This is a genomic window from Enterobacter cloacae complex sp. ECL72 (assembly GCF_019056635.1).
In the GTDB taxonomy this organism is placed as follows: Bacteria; Pseudomonadota; Gammaproteobacteria; order Enterobacterales; family Enterobacteriaceae; genus Enterobacter; species Enterobacter hormaechei_C.
In genome coordinates, this window is sequence record NZ_CP077659.1 from 3,135,698 (window position 1) to 3,154,271 (window position 18,574).

Annotated in this window: 7 protein-coding genes; 6 read left to right on the forward strand and 1 reads right to left on the reverse strand. The window is 61.2% G+C overall.

Annotation, left to right across the window (positions count from 1 at the left end):
- The first annotated feature begins 157 nt into the window (after window positions 1-157).
- From KTH07_RS15200 to KTH07_RS15225, 6 genes are all read left to right on the forward strand, one after another.
- On the forward strand, window positions 158-11,581 hold the full coding sequence (locus tag KTH07_RS15200) for a BapA/Bap/LapF family large adhesin (RefSeq protein ID WP_217310792.1): 11,424 nt from the start codon (window positions 158-160) through the stop codon (window positions 11,579-11,581).
- An 82-nt stretch (window positions 11,582-11,663) separates the two neighbouring features.
- A complete protein-coding gene (locus tag KTH07_RS15205) occupies window positions 11,664-13,067 on the forward strand; it encodes a TolC family outer membrane protein (RefSeq protein WP_023304292.1) in 1,404 nt (467 codons plus the stop codon).
- Window positions 13,064-15,256 (forward strand): type I secretion system permease/ATPase, encoded by a 2,193-nt coding sequence (locus KTH07_RS15210; protein WP_017692801.1) that lies wholly within the window; start codon window positions 13,064-13,066, stop codon window positions 15,254-15,256. The genes KTH07_RS15205 and KTH07_RS15210 overlap by 4 nt, the downstream gene beginning before the upstream one ends.
- Window positions 15,237-16,436 carry an HlyD family efflux transporter periplasmic adaptor subunit gene (locus KTH07_RS15215; protein WP_017382757.1) on the forward strand — a complete coding sequence of 400 codons (1,200 nt, stop codon included), beginning with the start codon at window positions 15,237-15,239 and terminating at the stop codon, window positions 16,434-16,436. The genes KTH07_RS15210 and KTH07_RS15215 overlap by 20 nt, the downstream gene beginning before the upstream one ends.
- 250 nt (window positions 16,437-16,686) lie before the next feature.
- Window positions 16,687-16,986: a type II toxin-antitoxin system RelE/ParE family toxin gene (locus tag KTH07_RS15220; RefSeq protein WP_015571638.1), complete on the forward strand. Its 300-nt coding sequence runs from the start codon at window positions 16,687-16,689 to the stop codon at window positions 16,984-16,986.
- 10 nt (window positions 16,987-16,996) lie between these two features.
- Window positions 16,997-17,362 carry a HigA family addiction module antitoxin gene (locus KTH07_RS15225; RefSeq protein ID WP_015571639.1) on the forward strand — a complete coding sequence of 122 codons (366 nt, stop codon included), beginning with the start codon at window positions 16,997-16,999 and terminating at the stop codon, window positions 17,360-17,362.
- 26 nt (window positions 17,363-17,388) lie between these two features.
- Here KTH07_RS15225 and KTH07_RS15230 read toward each other — a convergent pair whose 3' ends face one another.
- Window positions 17,389-18,570 carry a PLP-dependent aminotransferase family protein gene (locus KTH07_RS15230; protein ID WP_032619175.1) on the reverse strand — a complete coding sequence of 394 codons (1,182 nt, stop codon included), beginning with the start codon at window positions 18,568-18,570 and terminating at the stop codon, window positions 17,389-17,391.
- Between the last annotated feature and the right edge of the window lie 4 nt (window positions 18,571-18,574).

Below are 18,574 nucleotides of genomic sequence, written 5' to 3' on the forward strand. Positions count from 1 at the left end.
CCACGTTGATTGCTGGCGGATCTCGGTCGCTCTAAAGAAAGCAACGGTAAATACTGTTTTATTCACAGTATTTTCGCCGGGAGCGCCCTCATCCCTTCAGAAAATATGGCCACGTCTGACACGCCGTAAACAATAACTCTGTTGGAGTAATAACTGTATGAGCCAAATATCTGTTATATCGAAACTAACTGGCGTGGAAACGACCACGGAGGGAACACAGGTAACACTCGGCCATTCGTCTATTGTTAAACTTAACGTGGATCGCGCCGATATCTCAGGTTACTCCCGCAGCGGAAACGATCTGGTGATTACCCTCCACTCGGGCGAAGTGATTACCCTCAAGAATTTCTACATCACCGACGCGCAGGGCGTGAGCCAGCTGGTGCTTGAGGAGAGCGACGGTGCGCTGTGGTGGATTGAAGATCCAACCGGTGCCGCCACCTATGAATCCATCGCCTCCACGGACGCCCTACTGGCGGCGTCAGGGAGTGATACCGGCGGCGCCGCAGCGTGGCCCTGGGTGCTGGGTGGCCTGGCCGTCGCAGGTGGGATTGCCATTGCGGCGGGAACCGGCGGTGGAGGTGGCGGGGATGACGATAACAACAGTCCGAATCCCGGCAATCCGGGAAATCCTTCCGAGCCAGATACCACGCCTCCGGATGCCCCCACCAATCTACAGGTCTCACCTGACGGCAAAACCGTCACCGGTACCGCTGAGCCGGGCAGCACGATTACCCTGAAAGATGCCGATGGCAACACCATCGGAACGGGCAAGGCGGGTAGCGACGGGAAATTTACGATTGATCTCGGTACGCCACTCACCAACGGGGAACAGATCACCGCCACCGCCACCGATCCGTCCGGCAATACCAGCCAGGGCGGTCAGGTTACGGCACCGGATCTCACCGCGCCGGATGCCCCGGCCAATCTGGAGGTCTCCCCTGACGGCAAAACCGTCACCGGTACCGCTGAGCCGGGCAGCACCGTTACCCTGAAAGATGCCGATGGCAACACCATCGGAACGGGCAAAGCGGGCAGCGACGGGAAATTTACGATTGATCTCGGTACGCCGCTTACCAACGGAGAACAGATCACCGCTACCGCCACCGATCAGTCCGGCAATACCAGCCCGGGCGTTCAGGTCACGGCACCGGATTTAACCGCGCCGGATGCACCCGAGATTGTCACCGTCAATGATAACGTGGGCGCCGAAACAGGCCCGCTGAGCAACGGACAACGCACGGACGATGCGCGTCCGACGTTCAGCGGCATCAGTGAAGCCGGCACCGTCATTACCTTCTATGACAACGGGAAACCGATTGGCACCGCCACAGCCGATGCCACCGGGAAATGGAGCTTTACCCCGTCGACCAACCTGTCTGAAGGCAACCACGCCATTACCACCACCGCGACCGATGCCGCAGGCAATACCAGCCCGGCGTCCACGGCGGTAACCTTCTTGGTCGATACCGTCGCGCCTGGCGCGCCAGCGATCGTCAGCATCACCGATGATGTTGCGCCTGGCACCGGCACGCTCGTGAGTGGAAGCAGCACCAACGACCCGCGGCCACAGCTCACCGGCACGGCGGAAGCGGGCTCGACGGTCACCATCTATGATAACGGCATTGCCATTGGCACAGCGGTTGTGGGCAGTAACGGAAGCTGGAGCTTTACGCCGTCGGTGAATCTGAGCGAAGGCAGCCACCAGCTTACCGTGCGCGCCACCGACGTCGCCGGTAACACTGGCCCGGCCTCGCCGGTCTTTACCGTCACGGTAGATGTCACCGCGCCGCAAACGCCTTCCGGATTTATCATTAACGACGACACGGGCGTACTGAAAGGGGCGATCGGTGCCGGGCAATTTACCGATGCCTCAGAGCCGCGCCTGACGGGCAGAGGCGAACCGGGCAGCACGATCACGGTTTACGATAACGGCGTTGTTATCGGCACCACCACCGTTCTGCCGAACGGTACCTGGAGCATCACGCCGACGAGTCCACTGGCAGAAGGCACACACTCGATTACCCTGCGGGAAACCGATGCGGCAGGCAACCAGAGCGGTCTGTCTCAGCCGATCAACTTTACCGTCGATCTTACGCCGCCAGACATGCCGGTTGCGACGCTCAACTCCGCAGGCACCCAGATCACCGGTACCGCCGAGCCGGGCAGTAAAATCGTCATCACCAACAATGCCGGGCTGCAAATCGGGACCGCCACTGCCGACAGCAACGGCAACTATGTCGCCAACCTGAACCCTGCGCAGACCAACGGTGAGATTATCTCCGTGGTCGCCTCCGATGCCGCAGGCAACCAGAGCTCACCGGCGCTGGTTAACGCAGCGGATATCACCCCGCCTGCCGCACCGGGCAACCTGGTGGTGGCGGAAGACGGGGCCAGCGTCAGCGGAACCGCCGAGCCAAACAGCACAATCATCATTAAAGCGCCGGACGGTACGATCATCGGCCAGGCAACCGCCGGTCCGGACGGCACATTTACCATCCCGATTTCGCCAGCCCAGACCAACGGCGAAGCCCTTGAAGTGACGGCCACCGACGGCAGCGGTAACACCAGCCCGTCTGGCTTTGCCGACGCGCCAGACAGCACCCCACCGCTGGCGCCGGAAAACGTGGTGATCTCTGCCGACGGCACCACCGTAACCGGTACAGCCGAGCCGGGCAGTACCGTCACCATTCGTGAAAATGGCGTGAAGGTCGGGGAAGCGGTCGCCGACGATCAGGGGAATTTCAGCGTAGATCTGATCCCGCCGAAAGCCAACGGCGAAGCCCTGACCGCCGATGCCACTGATACCGCCGGAAACACCGGTCCGACCGCGCCGTTTGACGCGCCGGACATCACCGCGGCACAAACCCCGGTCATCACGGGCGTGGTGGATGATGCCCCCGGCGTCACCGGTCCTGTCAGCCAGAACGGTCTCACCAACGACAGCACGCCAACCATCAACGGAACGGGCGAGCCTGGCACCACCATCACCCTCTACAGCGGTACTACCGAAATTGGCACCGCAGTCGTGTCGGCGAACGGTCAGTGGTCCATCACGCTGGAAACCGCGCTACCGGACGGCGGGCACGTACTGACGGCGACGGCGGTTGACGCCAACAATAACCTCAGCGGGACATCGAACACCTGGAGCATCACGGTGGATACCGCCGCCCCGGGCGCGCCGGCCATTACGCAGGTCATTGATGACGTACCGGGCCGCACGGGTGCGCTCGACACCAATGAAACCACCAACGACACGCTCCCGACGCTGAACGGTACCGGCGAGCCGGGCTCCACCGTGACGATCCGTCTGGACGGACAGGATATTGGTACTGCCGTTGTCAACAGCGGTGGCGCATGGACCTTCACGCCTACTACCCCATTAGTGAACGGGCAGCATACGTTCACCGTCGTCGCGAGCGATGCGGCGGGCAACGCCAGCGCACCATCAGCCGGCTTTACCTTTACCGTCGATACGACTCCGCCACCGGCGGCCACCATTGACACCGTTTCCGATAACGTGGGGCCCGTGCAGCTTCCGCTTAACAGCGGGGACACCACCGACGACACGCTGCCGCAGTTGCAGGGAACCGCACCGGACGGCACCACCATCACGATCTATGACGGAACCACCCTGCTCGGCACGGCGGTGCTCGACGGCAGCGGCGGCTGGAGCTTCACGCCAACCACGCCGCTGACGGACGGCCCGCACTCGCTGACGGTCCACGCAACGGATGAGGCGGGTAACACCACCATTTCGCCGCCGTTTGAACTGGCGATCGACACGACAGCGCCTGCAACGCCGGATATTCCTGAGATCACCGTCAACCCGGACGGCGGCACGCCGGGGACGGCCCTGAATCCTGGGGAGACCACCCGGGATACCACGCCAACCCTGAGCGGCTCGGGCACGCCGGGCGATACCGTCAACATTTACGATGGCGACACCAAAATTGGTGAAGCCGAGATCGATGGCGACGGTAACTGGAGCTGGACACCCACCACTCCGCTGCCTGACGGCACCTACGATCTCTCCCTGACGGTGACCAACCAGGACAGCGCCGGGAACGAAAGCGCCCCGTCCACGCCGGTGACCATTACCATTGATACCGACGCGCCTGCCCAGCCGGGAACCCCAACGGTGACAGACAGCGTAAGCCAGATCACCGGTCCCGTGCTGGATGGCGAATCCACCAACGATCCGCGTCCGGTCCTGAGCGGCACCGGTACGCCGAATGACGTCATTACCATCTATGACCAGGTGGGTACAGGCGAGCCGCAGGCCGTGGGCAGCGTTACGGTGGACGGTAACGGTAACTGGAGCTGGCGTCCTGAGAGCAACATTGGCGAAGGGACGCATGAATACACGGCGACCGCCACCGATGAAGCCGGGAACGAATCTGTGCCATCAGCCGGTATCACGATAACGGTCGATACCCTCGCCCCGGACACCCCTGTTATCAGCGACATCGCCGGCGCGCAGAACGGCGGGTCCACTAACGACACCACACCGACCCTGAGCGGAACCGGCACCACCGGCGAGACGGTGATCATCTACAACAACGGCGTGGAAGTGGATCGCGTTGAAGTCGTCAATGGCGGATGGTCCTATACCCTGCCGACGCAGACCGACGGCCCGCTGAATATCACCGTCGCCGCGGTGGACGATGCCGGTAACGTTAGCCCGGTAAGCCCGGTCTTTACGGTGGAGGTTGATACGCAGGCGCCAACCGTGCCGCAAATTGACGCCGTCTCTGACAGCCAGCTGACCAACAGCGTGCTTTACACCCGCGACGGTACGCCAACCCTCACCGGGATTGGCGAGCCGGGTTCGAGCGTCACCGTTTCTGTTGATGGTGTCGCCTCGCCGGTGGTCGTGGAGGTTCAGCCGAACGGGACATGGTCCTGGACCGCCGACCCTGCGCTTACCGAGGGGCCGCATACCTTCTCAGTGGCCGCGAGTGACGCGGCGGGGAATACCTCCGCCAGCTCCGGGGATCTCAGCGTGACGGTGGATACCCTGCCGCCTGCAACGCCAACGAATATCACCATTGCCGCGGAGGGCACCCCGCTGACCGGGACGGCAGATGACGGAACCACGGTGACGGTTCGTGACGCCAACGGCAATGTCATCGGGACCGGGGTCGCGACGGGAGGCACCTTCTCCATTGCCCTCTCCCCGGCCCAGTTGGATGCCGCGACGCTGACGCTCACCGCCACGGACCCCGCAGGCAATGCCAGCCCGTCAACCACCTTTGACGTGCCGGACTCTCCGCTCGATCTGCCTACGGTGCCGGTGATTACGGCGATCAACGATGACGCCGATCCCGTCATTGGTGATGTGAAAGATAAAACCACCAATGACACCACGCCTACCCTTACCGGCACCGCCGATCCGGGCAGCGTGATCGCCATTTATCAGGATGGATCGCTGCTTCCGGTGACCACTGTCGTTGCGGATACCAACGGCAACTGGAGCTACACGCCGCTGTTGCCGCTGACGGAAGGGCCACACACCTTTGCCGTGACCGCCACGAATACCACCACCGGCGAGACCAGCGGACAGTCGCCGATCGCGACCGTGACCGTCGACCTTACCGCCCCGACAGCGCCAGCCATCGGTGCGGTGACTGATGACGTAGGTCCGATCACCGGCCCAATCGCCGACGGGCAGAGTACCAATGACAACCGTCCTACCCTGACCGGGACAGGCACGGCCGGGGACACTATTACGGTGTACGATGACGGCGACCCGCTGGGCACCGTTGTTGTCGGTCCGACCGGCACCTGGAGCTACACGCCGCCTGCGCTGGACGACGGCAGCCACACCCTGACCGTGACCGCCACCGACCCGGCGGGCAATGAGAGCACCCCGTCGGCCGGGATCACCATTGTGGTCGACACCGTCTCCACCACGCCGGTGATTACCAGCGTGACGGATAACGCAGGCAATGCGGCAACGCCTGTCCCAAGCGGCGATCCAACCAACGACACCACGCCAACCCTGACCGGTACCGCCGAGCCGAATAGCGTCGTCGCCATTTTTGATGGCGCCACGCAGATTGGTACGGTGTCGGCAGACGGTACCGGCGCCTGGACATTTACCCCAGAAACCGCCCTCGGCGAAGGGACGCATGACTTTACGGTCAGAGCGACGGATCCGCAGGGCAACGTCAGCCAGCCGTCCGGCGTCTGGAGCATCAATATCGATCTGACGGCGCCACAGGTGCCGACGATCGATACGGTCAGCGACAACGCTCCGGGTGGCGTAACCGGCCCGCTTACCGCCGGGCAGGTCACCAATGACACCACGCCAACCCTGAGCGGCACCGGCCAGGCGGGTACCACCATTCACGTTCTGAATAACGGCGTGGAGATTGGTACCACTACGGTCGACGGCAACGGTAACTGGTCCTTTACGCCGGATCCGGTTCTGACTGACGGGACGTATAACCTGCGCGTCAACGCCAGCGATGATGTCGGAAACGTCTCCGCCAACTCGCCAGTATTCGCCTTTACGGTGGATACCACCGGCCCTGCGGCCCCGGTGGTCACCACGGTGATAGACGATGTCAGCCCGGGAACGGGAATCATCGCCAGCAACGGTTCCACCAACGACACCCGTCCAACCTTCAACGGTACGGGGGAAGTGGGCGCAACGGTGCACGTTATTGTCGATGATGTGGAAATCGGCACGGCGGTCGTCAACGCCCTGGGTAACTGGACCTTCACGCCGACCACCGCGCTGGGTGAAGGGCCGCATACCATTACCTTCAACGCCACCGATGCCGCAGGCAATACCGGGGTCACCTCGCCACCGTTCAACCTGACGGTGGATACGTCGGTGCCCGACGCACCAGTCTTTACCCCTGCCACCGACAATGCCGGTCCCGTGCTGGGCCCGGTCGCCTCGGGACAAAGCACAGACGACACCACGCCAACGCTGAACGGCACCGCGGCAGCCAACGCGACCATCACCATCTATGAGAATGGTCAGCAGGTGGGCACCGCCGTGGCTGATGCCAACGGCGTATGGAGCTTCACCACCGGCACGCTGGCAAACGGCAGCCACACCTTGACCGCCACGGCAACCGATGCCGCGGGCAACGTCAGTCCTGCCTCACCAGGCTTTACGCTGGTTGTGGATACGACTGCGCCTGCCGCGCCGGTTATCACCCAGGCGATTGACGATGTTGGCACCATCACCGGGGCGATTGGCTCCGGCCAGACCACGAACGATCCTCTCCCGCGTCTGGTGGGGACCAGCGAGCCGCTGGCCACCGTGAATATCTACGAGGGCACGACGCTGGTGGGCACCGGTACTGCCGATGCTAACGGCAACTGGACCGTGGATATCACCGTGCCGCTGGGCACCGGGTCACACACCTTTACCGCAGAAGCAACGGATCAGGCGGGGAACACCGGCGCGCCGTCCGCCGATTTCAGCCTGACCATTGACACCACGCCGCCAGCGCTACCGGTACTGACCAGCATCACCGACGACGTCGGTAATGCTGCGACGCCTGTCGCCAACGGCGGGTTAACCAACGATGCACGACCAACGCTCACCGGTACGGCAGAAGCTGGCGCGACGGTAACCATCTATGACAATGGGGTACAGATTGGCACCGCGGTCGCCACCGGCGGCGCGTGGAGCTTTACGCCGTCCACCCCGCTGGCTGACGGGCCGCATAATCTGACCTTCTCCGCCACCGACGCCGTGGGCAACGCCAGCGCGCAGACCGGGGGTTACACCATCAATGTGGATGCCACCGCCCCTGTCGCACCGGCAATCACCTCGATTGTGGATGATGTGGGAACCGTCACCGGCCCTGTCACCGGCACCAACCCAACCAACGACACCCGTCCGACCTTAAACGGTACGGCGGAAGCCAATGCCACCGTACGTATTTACGACGGCACAACGCTGGTGGGAACCGTCACTGCCGATGCCAACGGCAACTGGACGCTGCCGCAAACCAGCACCACGCTGACCGAAGGCGCGCATAACTTCACCGCCACCGCCACCGATGCCGCGGGCAATACCAGCGCGCCATCGCCGATTATCACGATCAACGTTGACCTGACGCCGCCACCAGCCCCAACCGGGCTGGCGGTGATCACCAACGGGACGCAGGTTACCGGTACGGCGGAAGCAGGAAGTACCGTCACCATTACCAGCAGCACCGGAACCGTGCTTGGTACCGCCGTCGCGGACGGCAGCGGAAACTTCAGCGCCACCCTCACCCCTCCACAGACCGGCGGGGAGTCACTGATTGTCTTTGCTACCGATAAGGCCGGTAACGCGGGTATCACCACCTCCGTGATTGCTCCGATCACCACGATCCCGAACGCGCCGGTTATCGCTAACATCGACGATAACGTCGGCACGGTGACGGGCAACCTGACCAACGGGAAAACCACCGATGACACCACGCCAACCCTGAGCGGCACGGCGCAGCCAAACGCGACTATCACCCTCTATAACAACGGGGTGCTGATGGGCACGGTCACCGCAAATGCCAGCGGCAACTGGAGCTTCACCACGCCGGTGCTGAGCGAAGGGCCGCATGCCTTCACCGCCACGGCGAGCAACGGCTCGGGCACCAGCCCGATTTCCACCTCGACCACCGTCATTGTCGATCTCACTGCGCCAACGGCCCCGACCGGGACCTTCAACGCAGACGGCAGTGTACTGACCGGTAGCGCCGAAGCGGGCAGTACCGTCACCATCCGTCTGGCGGATAACTCAACGGTCACCGCCACGGCAGACAGCAACGGCTCCTGGAGCTACACCTTCCTCAATAAACAGACGGAAGGCCAGACGCTGCAAATCACCGCCACCGACGCGGCAGGCAACGTCTCGCTGCCCGGCTCAGCCCTTGCGCCGGTGGTGCCGCTCTCAGCCAGCACCAACGTTGAAGAGCTGGCGCTGACAACCACCGCAACGGTGACCAACTCGCAGTACAGCGACTATGGTTTCCTGCTGGTGGGCGCCGTAGGTAACGTGCTGACGCTGCTCGGCAACGACACCGCACAGGTAGGTTTCACCGTCGGCAGCGGCGGCAGTGCGGATATTGCCGTGAACGCCAACGCCACGGGGGCCGTACTCTCCCTGCTCAATACCCTTGAGCTGGTGGTACAGCGCTTTGACGCCGCCAACAACACCTGGACCACCGTGGTCGACACCGGACAGCCGCAGTTCGCTGACCTGCTGACCCTCGGCGCGACGGGGGTGTCGCTGAACCTGACCGGCCTGGCGGATGGTCAGTATCGCGTCCTGAGCTACAACACTAACCTGCTGGCAACCGGCTCTTACACCAGCCTCGATGTGGCGGTGAAAGAGACCAGCGCAGGCACCGTGTCCGGCGAGACCAGCGTTGTCGGGAACGTCATCACCGACGTGGACCCAACCGCAGGCAGCGACAACGCCCCGGCGGGCACCACCGTCACCGCGGTCACCAACGCCCAGGGCACCACCACCAGCGTCACGGCTGACGGCACGGTGATTCAGGGGCAGTACGGCACGCTGACCATCAACCTGGACGGCAGCTATACCTATAACCTGACCAACACCAGCGCCGCCGTCATTGGGCGCACGGAGAACTTTACCTACACCATCACCCACAACGGCACCAGCGCCTCGGCAAATCTGGTTCTGTCGCTGGGCGAAGGCACCAGCAGCAGCGGTATCGTGGCAGTGGACGATACCGCCTCGCTGACCTTCGATACCACCGTGGAGGCGATTAACAACGGCACCTCGTCGCAGGGCGGCTTTACCCTGGTGGGGATCAACCTTGGCAATACGCTGGGGCTGAACCTGCTGGACGATCTGGCCAACCCGATCATCTACTCCGTAGAAGAAGGCACCACCCGCACCATGACCGTTCAGGCGTCCGTGGGCGGCGTGGCGCTGGCCTCGGTGTTCGACCTCTACATCTATAAGTTCAACAATGCGACGCAGACCTTCGAGCAGATGCGCGTTGAACCCGGCTGGCTGCGCGCGCCGCTGCTGGGCGGCACCTCCTCGCAGCTGACGCTGAATCTGCCCGCCGGCGAGTACCTGTTCCTGCTCAATACGGCGGCGGGGATCACCGCGCTGACGGCCTACACGCTGAACGTCTTGCAGGATCATGTCTACAGCGTGGCAAGCGTGAGCGAGAGCACCACCGGGGATGTGCTGGCGGATGATATTGCGCCAGCGGGTACCGTGGTCTCCGACGTTAACGGCGTGGCGGTGAACAGCAGCGGCCTGACGGAGATCACCGGCGAGTACGGTACGCTGCGGATCAACGCGGCCGGGGAGTACACCTACACCCTGGACAGCGGGGTCGGCGCGGACCATATCAGCACGCCGGATACCTTCGTCTACACCATCACCGCGCCTGACGGCTCGAAAGACACGGCATCGCTGAACATCACCCCAACCGCGCGCCCAATGGATGCGGTAAACGATGTCAGCACCGCGATGGACGTCACGTCGGTTCACCATACGTCAACCTATACGGATACCTCCGTCGGCACCGCCAGCTGGACTACCGCCCTGTTGGGGTCAACGCAGGGCAGCGGAAGCGGAACCTTCGTGGTGGATGCAAACACCGCGCTGCATAACGCCTCGCTGCACTTTAACGTGGCCTCGCTGCTGTCGCTGGGCGGGCTGACGGTGAACTGGTCAATCACTGACGGGACGAATGTGATTCGCAGCGGCTCCTTCAGCGGAGGCTCACTGCTGGGCGGCAGCATCGACGTTCCGCTGACCGGGCTGGATCTCAACGCCGGGACCTATACGCTGAACTTTACCGGCAGCGTACCGGGGCTGAGCGTGGGGAACATCACCATTACCCCAAGCGTAAACGGCACGACCTACTCCCTGTCGCAGTACGACGCGACGGGCACCCACACCGTTGACGGTAATATCTTCGACGGCACCGGCTCCGCAGGGGCGATGGACCAGCTACACTCGGTTGATACCCGCGTGAGCATCACCGGCTTCGACGGCATGACCACCACGCTCGATCCGTACACCGGCAGCACGATGTCCAACATCACGGGCCACTACGGGACGCTGGCGATTGCCGCTGACGGCAGTTACACCTATACCCTCAACCCGGGGATCTCGCTCTCTACCATTACCAGCAAGGAGGTCTTTAACTACACCCTGACCGATGCCAGCGGCACCACGGATACCGCGTCGCTGACCATTGACATGGCGCCGAAATTTGTCAGTTCGGAGCATAACGATGTGATTAGCGGCACGGCCTACGGCGACACGCTGATTTATCAGGTGTTGAACAATACGGCGGGTAACGCTACCGCAGGTAACAGCACGGGCGACCACTGGACGAACTTCTCCCTCACGCAGGGAGACAAGATCGACATTGGCGATCTGCTGGTGGGCTGGAACGGTAGTGCGTCGACGCTGGGGAACTATGTGTCTGTTTCACAAAGCGGTAACAATACTGTTATCTCCATCGACCGTGACGGCACGGGAGCCGCCTACACTAAATCTGCGCTCGTTACGCTGGACAACGTTCAGACCACCTACGACGAGCTTGTAAACCAGCAACACATCATTACCTGATAGCACCTGCAATAAATGACCCGGGCGCGCACAGCGCCCGGGCATAAACAAAAAAGCAGTACTTTTTTATTAGGGACAAGACATGGGAAAGAAGATGCCTTACTGGTGGCTCTCGTGCTGCCTGATATCTGTGCCCGCTATCGCGGCAAACCCTGCGGCGATGATTAATACCGGACAATTAAGCGAAACGCAGGAACTCCCCTCTTTAAATGGTCGCGTGGCGCCCGTAGCCAGCAAAGCCGCCCCCGGCACGCTACAGCTGAATGAAGCGGTTAACCGCGCCGTGACCTGGCATCCGGCCATCAGTGAAGCCGTCGGCAAACTTTATCAGCAGAGCGAAAATGTGGACGTCGCCAAATCGAAATATTATCCGCAAATTAACGCCGGCATGGATAACGGCTATAGCCACGACGGTGACGATAATGGCTTTACCCCTTCGCTGGTGCTTTCTCTTTCGCAAATGCTTTACGACTTCGGCAAAGTCGCAAGCCAGGTACGCGCGGAAAACGCGGGCGTCGCCCAGCAGCAGGCCAACGTGCTGGTGAGCATCGACACCATCGCCCACGATACCGCCATCGCCATGGTGCAGGTGCAGACCTGGCAGCAGATGGTCGAGACCGCCAAAGAACAGCTGGATGCCCTGTCCTCCATCGGCACCCTGACGAAACAACGTAATGATGAAGGCGCAACGTCACTCTCTGACGTGGTGCAGACCGACGCCCGCATCGAAGGGGCGCGTGCGCAGCTGATGCAGTATCAGGCCAGCCTCGACAGCTCGCGCGCCACGCTGATGAGCCTGCTGGGCTGGGACAGCCTGAACGAGGTCAGCAATGACTTTCCGCAGAGCCTGGCCCGCAGCTGCGACATCGCCGAGCCGGACGATCGTCTGGTGCCCTCGGTATTAGCGGCCTGGGCGCAGGCCAACGTCGCGCAGGCTAATCTCGACTATGCCAACGCGCAAATGACCCCTACCGTTTCGCTGGAGCCGGAAGTTCGTCACTACCTGAACGACCGCTACGCCGGCAACGAAACGCGGGACCGCACCCAGTACTCCGCGTGGGTAAAAGTGCAGATGCCGCTCTATCAGGGCGGCGGCCTCACCGCCCGGCGTAACGCTGCCGGACACGCGGTGGAATCCGCCCAGTCCACCATCCAGCGCACCCGTCTTGAGGTGCGGCAAAAACTGCTGGAAGCGCGCAGCCAGGTGATGAGCCTGATGAGCACGCTTCAGATCCAGGGCCGTCAGGAAGCGCTCAGCGCCCGCACCCGCGAGCTGTATCAGCAGCAGTATCTCGATCTTGGTTCCCGCCCGCTGCTCGACGTGCTCAACGCCGAGCAGGAGGTGTATCAGGCGCGCTTTACCCAACAGCAAACCGCCGGACAGCTGCATCAGCTTCAGCTCAACTGTCTGTACAACACCGGGCGCCTGCGTCACGCGTTCGATCTTGAAAACCGCACCATCCAGACCGTGGAGATCCAGCCATGAAGCAACGCGATATTCCGCAGGGTGAAAATATGACGGATGAGGCGCTGGAGCAGTGGGCGCAGGCGTTTGGCTATGTGGCGACGCGCTATCGCGTTGCCTGCTCGCCAGGCTCGCTGATCGCCGGCGCGCCGTGGCTGAAAGGCAAACCGATGGTGCCCGCGCTGACGCAGCTCGCCCGTGAAGCCGGGCTGACATTCCAGCTGCTGACGGCCGATCAGCACGCCATCAACAGCTGGCGTCTGCCGGTGGTGGTGGAGCTGAACGACGGTAAAATCGGCGTGATCGACAATTTCGACGGCGAGGATACGCTTGAGGTCAGCTTTTTCGACGACAGCACGCACACCAACCGCCTGTCGATGAGCGCGATGCTGCCTGCCATCCGCCACGTCATCGCCCTGCGTCCGCTGGCGGCGCTGAAGGACAGCCGCGTGGATGCCTATATCTCAAAATACCGCCCGGACTGGCTCTACCGGCTGGTGATGCGCGACCTTCGCCCTTACAGCTGGGTGATGCTGGCTGCACTGTTCATTAACGTGCTCTCCCTCTCGGGCATCGTCTTTTCCATGCAGGTGTATGACCGGGTGATCCCCGCCCAGTCCTATCCGACGCTCTATGTGCTGACCATCGGGGTGCTGATCGCCACGCTGTTTGGCTTTGTGCTGCGCGTGGCGCGCGGACACATTATGGATCTGCTGGGTAAACGCTCGGATCTGCGCGTCTCGGATCGGGTGTTCGGCCACGCGCTGCGGCTGCGCCACAGCGCCATTCCGCGATCCACCGGCAGCTTTATCTCCCAGCTGCGCGAGCTGGAGCAGATCCGCGAGATGGTCACCTCCTCCACCATCTCCACCATCGTCGATCTGCCGTTTTTTATCCTGTTTGTGATTGTGCTGGCGATCATCGCCCCGCAGCTGGCGTGGATCGCCCCGGTGGCGGCGGTGATCATGGTCCTGCCCGGCCTGCTGCTGCAAAAGAAGCTGGCGGAGCTGGCGAAGCAGTCGGCGCATGAATCGACCCTGCGCAACGCGGTGCTGGTGGAGAGCGTGCAGGGGCTGGAGGATATCAAGCTGATGCAGGCGGAGAACCGCTTTTTGCAGCAGTGGAACAGCTATATCCAGATCACCGCCGAATCCGGCCTGCGCACCCGCGAGCTGACGCAGAACCTGATCAGCTGGGGGATGACCATTCAGAGCCTGGTGTATGCCGGGGTGATCGTGGTGGGCGCGCCGATGGTGATCGACGGCACCTTAACCACCGGTTCAGTGGTGGCCGCCTCAATGCTCGCCTCACGGATGATCGCCCCGATGGCGACGCTGTGCGGCGTGCTGGCCCGCTGGCAGCAGGTGAAGGCGGCCAAAGAGGGGCTGGACAGCATTATGCAGCTGCCGACCGAGAATCAGCGCGAAGAGACGCCGATCCGTCAGGACGTGCTGCGCGGACATTACCTGTTCGAGCAGGCGCAGTTCCGCTATCACCCGGAAGATCCGCGCATGGCGCTGCGCATTAACCGTCTGGAGATCAAAGCGGGCGAGAAAGTGGCGATCCTCGGGCGCAACGGCGCGGGCAAATCAACCCTGTTGCAGGCGATGGCGGGCGGGATGGATCTGGCGGGCGGTGAACTGCGGCTCGACAACCTCAGCCTGCCGCATCTGGACGTGGCTGACGTGCGGCGAAACGTCGGCTTTATGACCCAGAACGCCCGGCTGTTTTACGGCACCCTGCGCGAGAACATCACGCTCGGCATGCCGCGCGCCACCGATAAAGAGATCTTCGAGGTGCTGGAGATGTGCGGCGCGGCCAGCTTTGTGCAGAAGCTGCCGAAGGGGCTGGATTACCCGATTATGGAGAACGGTGTCGGGCTGTCCGGCGGGCAGCGGCAGTCCATCCTGCTGGCACGGATGCTACTGCGCGATCCGAATATCGTGCTGATGGATGAACCGACCGCTTCCCTTGATGAGCATACCGAGCGGGAATTTATTCAGCGCCTCGGAGCGTGGCTTGGCAACCGCACGCTGATTGTCGCGACCCACCGCGTGCCGGTGCTGGAGCTGGTGGAGCGCGTGGTGGTACTCAAAGATGGCATGCTGGTGATGGACGCGCCAAAAGCCCAGGCGCTGAACAACAGCCGTATGCAGCAACAGCAGCAGGCAACCGGACGGGAGTGGAAAAATGAAAATCAGTCAGCGTGACGTTGCCGCAGTAGAAGATCTGGATAACGCGCTCGACTCAGAAAGCGGTTATACCGGTGCCCGGCGCATTGTTTTCTTCTCCCTGCTGATGTTTGTGGTGCTTGGCGTCTGGGCGTGGTTCGGGGTGCTGGACGAAGTCTCAACCGGCACCGGGAAAGTGATCCCCAGTTCACGCGAGCAGGTATTGCAGTCGCTGGATGGGGGCATCCTCACCGAGCTGAACGTGCACGAAGGGGATCAGGTGCAGGCCGGACAGGTGCTGGCGCGACTGGATCCTACCCGCTCGGAATCCAACGTCGGCGAAAGCGCGGCGCGTTACCGCGCGTCGCTGGCCTCCAGCGCGCGTCTGTATGCCGAGGTGAACGATCTGCCGCTTAAATTCCCGCCGTCCCTGGCGAAATGGACCGACCTGACCGCCGCTGAAACGCGGCTCTACAACTCGCGCCGCGCCCAGCTTGAGGATACCCAGCGGGAGTTGCGCGCCGCGTTAGATCTCGCGAACAAAGAGCTGGCGATCACCCAGCGGCTGGTGAAAACCGGGGCCGCCAGCCACGTGGAAGTGCTGCGCCTGCAACGGCAGAAAAGCGACCTGGAGCTGAAGCTCACCGACGTACGTTCCCAGTATTACGTGCAGGCCCGTGAAGCGCTGTCGAAGGCCAACGCCGAGGTGGATATGGTGTCAGCGATCCTGAAAGGCCGCGAGGATTCCGTTACCCGTCTGACGGTGAAGTCTCCGGTGCGCGGGATCGTGAAAAACATCAAAGTGACAACGATTGGCGGTGTGATCCCGCCCAACGGTGAGCTGATGGAAATTGTGCCGGTGGACGATCACCTGCTGATTGAAACCCGCCTCTCGCCGCGGGATATCGCCTTTATCCACCCTAATCAGGAGGCGCTGGTGAAAATCACCGCCTACGATTACGCGATTTACGGTGGGCTACACGGGGTGGTGGAGACCATTTCGCCGGACACTATTCAGGACGAAGCGAAGCCGGAGGTGTTCTATTACCGGGTGTTTATCCGTACCAGCCAGGATTATCTGGTGAATAAGGCGGGCAGGCATTTCTCGATCGTGCCGGGGATGATAGCGACGGTGGATATTAAGACCGGGGAGAAAACGGTGCTGGATTATATGATCAAACCGTTTAACCGGGCGAAGGAGGCGCTGAGGGAGCGGTAGTCAAACGCCGGGTGGCGGCTGCGCCTTACCCGGCCTACATTCTCGCAGGCCCGCGCAAGCGCAGCGCCGCCGGGCATTAATCCGCACGCAAGACGTGGAATCCGCCTCGAAGAATTAACCTTTAGTCATGCATCACACTTCCCTTCAGCCATGACCAGGGTAATATTACTCGCAGACAAAACGCACTTGCGCACAGTGCAGGAGTGCATTACTATCCACTCAGCTTCAAGGACTGGAGCTTACCAGCATTATGATTAATCATTTTCGGGATCAATGGCTTGAGGATTTTTTTCTCTACGGGAGATCGAGCAATGTTATTCCTTTGAATCTGGAAACAGCGCTTGCAAGAAAGCTCGACATCATCAATGCGGCCATGTCGCACCTGGATTTACGATCGCCACCGGGCAATATGTATGAAGCATTGAGTCCTCCGTTGAAGGGATATTCCTCTATCCGGGTAAACAGACAATACAGGCTTGTATTTCGCTGGTCAGAGGGAAAAGCAGACGATCTCTATCTCTCTCCACACAAGTACACGCAACACAAGTGAGGCATCACCTATGACACTTCAACAGGCACTCCGCAAACCCACCACGCCGGGCGAGGTGTTGCAGTATGAGTATCTTGAACCGCTCAATCTGAAAATCAACGATCTGGCAGAGATGCTAAATGTACACCGCAATACCGTAAGCGCGTTGGTCAATAACAATCGCAAACTTACTGCCGATATGGCGATCAAACTGGCAAAAGCCTTTAATACCACTATTGAATTTTGGCTGAACTTACAGCTAAACGTTGATATCTGGGAAGCGCAATCTAACTCCCGCACGCAGGAGGAGTTAAGCCGGATAAAAACCGTTGCGGAAGTCATGGCGAAGCGAAAATCCGGCAAGCCAGACGTTACCCTGCACGGGAACAGCGCATAACGGCATCTGCCATTATGCGCATCCTGTTACAGGGAAATTTTGAGGCGTCGAACCGCTTCTTTAAGCTGCTCATCCGTTGGGGTAACGAAAGACATGCGCAGCGTGGTATGGTCCGGCTCGTTGCAGTAGAAGAACTCACCCGGCACAAACACGACGCCGTTGCTCAACGTTTTTTCCAGCCATTTCGTCGTATTGATGCCGTTGTTCATTTTCGCCCACAGGAACATGCCGCCCTTTGGCTTGTGGAACGACATCACATCGCCCAGCTCCGCTTCCAGTTCCGTTGCAAAGGTCTGGTATTTCTGGCGATAGGCTTCGCGGATCATTTTAATCTGATTCGCCAGACGACCGGTTTTCAGATACTCGTACGTCATCAGCTGCGACAGCGTGCTGGTGTGCAGATCGGTGGTTTGCTTGAGGTTCACCACCGCGCGCTTCAGCCACTCCGGCACCAGCACCCAGCCCACGCGGGTGCCCGGCGCGAGGATTTTAGAGAAGGTGGAGGTGTACACCACGTTATCCTCATTGCCGATATCTTTGGCATGAGCAATCAGCGGGCGGAACGCTTCGTCGGTGTAGTTGATCTCGCTGTACGGGTCGTCTTCGATAATCACGAAGTCATAGCGCTTCGATAATTCCACCAGCTGTTTACGACGCGCTTCGGAGAGCGTCACGCCGCCCGGGTTACCAAAGGTTGGCACGATATAAACCGCTTTGATGGTTTTGGTGGCTACCAGCGCTTCAAGTTCATCCACTTTCATGCCGTCGCCGTCGGTGCCAACGGATTCAAAATTCGCCTGCGCCAGGCCAAAGACCTGCAACGCGGCGAGGTAGGTAGGCCGCTCCACGACGACCGTATCGCCCGGGTTAATTAACGCCCGCGCCAGCACGTCAAGCGATTGTTGCGAGCCGGAAGTAATGACCAAGTCATCGGCTTTACAGGCGATGCCGCGACCTTCACAGATGCGTTGGATCTCTTCGCGCAGCCCCGGGACGCCTTCCGTCAGGCCATACTGGAACGCTTCGCCAAAATGCTGAGACAGCACGGCATCAGCAGCGATTTTTAAACCCTCATGATCGAACAGGTCCGGATTTGGAATACCGCCACCCAGCGAAATCACGCCTGCCATTTTGCTATGTTTTAATAATTCACGGATGGCAGAGGATTGCAGGCCCTGCGCGCTGCTGGCGAGTTTGTTTGCAGACATTCTT

Excerpts from the sequence above, each read along its gene's own strand:
- KTH07_RS15230 (WP_032619175.1), bottom strand. The coding sequence starts at position 18,570 with ATGTCTGCAAACAAACTCGCCAGCAGCGCGCAGGGCCTGCAATCCTCT.
- KTH07_RS15210 (WP_017692801.1), top strand. The coding sequence starts at position 13,064 with ATGAAGCAACGCGATATTCCGCAGGGTGAAAATATGACGGATGAGGCG.
- KTH07_RS15205 (WP_023304292.1), top strand. The coding sequence starts at position 11,664 with ATGGGAAAGAAGATGCCTTACTGGTGGCTCTCGTGCTGCCTGATATCT.
- KTH07_RS15200 (WP_217310792.1), top strand. The coding sequence starts at position 158 with ATGAGCCAAATATCTGTTATATCGAAACTAACTGGCGTGGAAACGACC.
- KTH07_RS15225 (WP_015571639.1), top strand. The coding sequence starts at position 16,997 with ATGACACTTCAACAGGCACTCCGCAAACCCACCACGCCGGGCGAGGTG.
- KTH07_RS15220 (WP_015571638.1), top strand. The coding sequence starts at position 16,687 with ATGATTAATCATTTTCGGGATCAATGGCTTGAGGATTTTTTTCTCTAC.
- KTH07_RS15215 (WP_017382757.1), top strand. The coding sequence starts at position 15,237 with ATGAAAATCAGTCAGCGTGACGTTGCCGCAGTAGAAGATCTGGATAAC.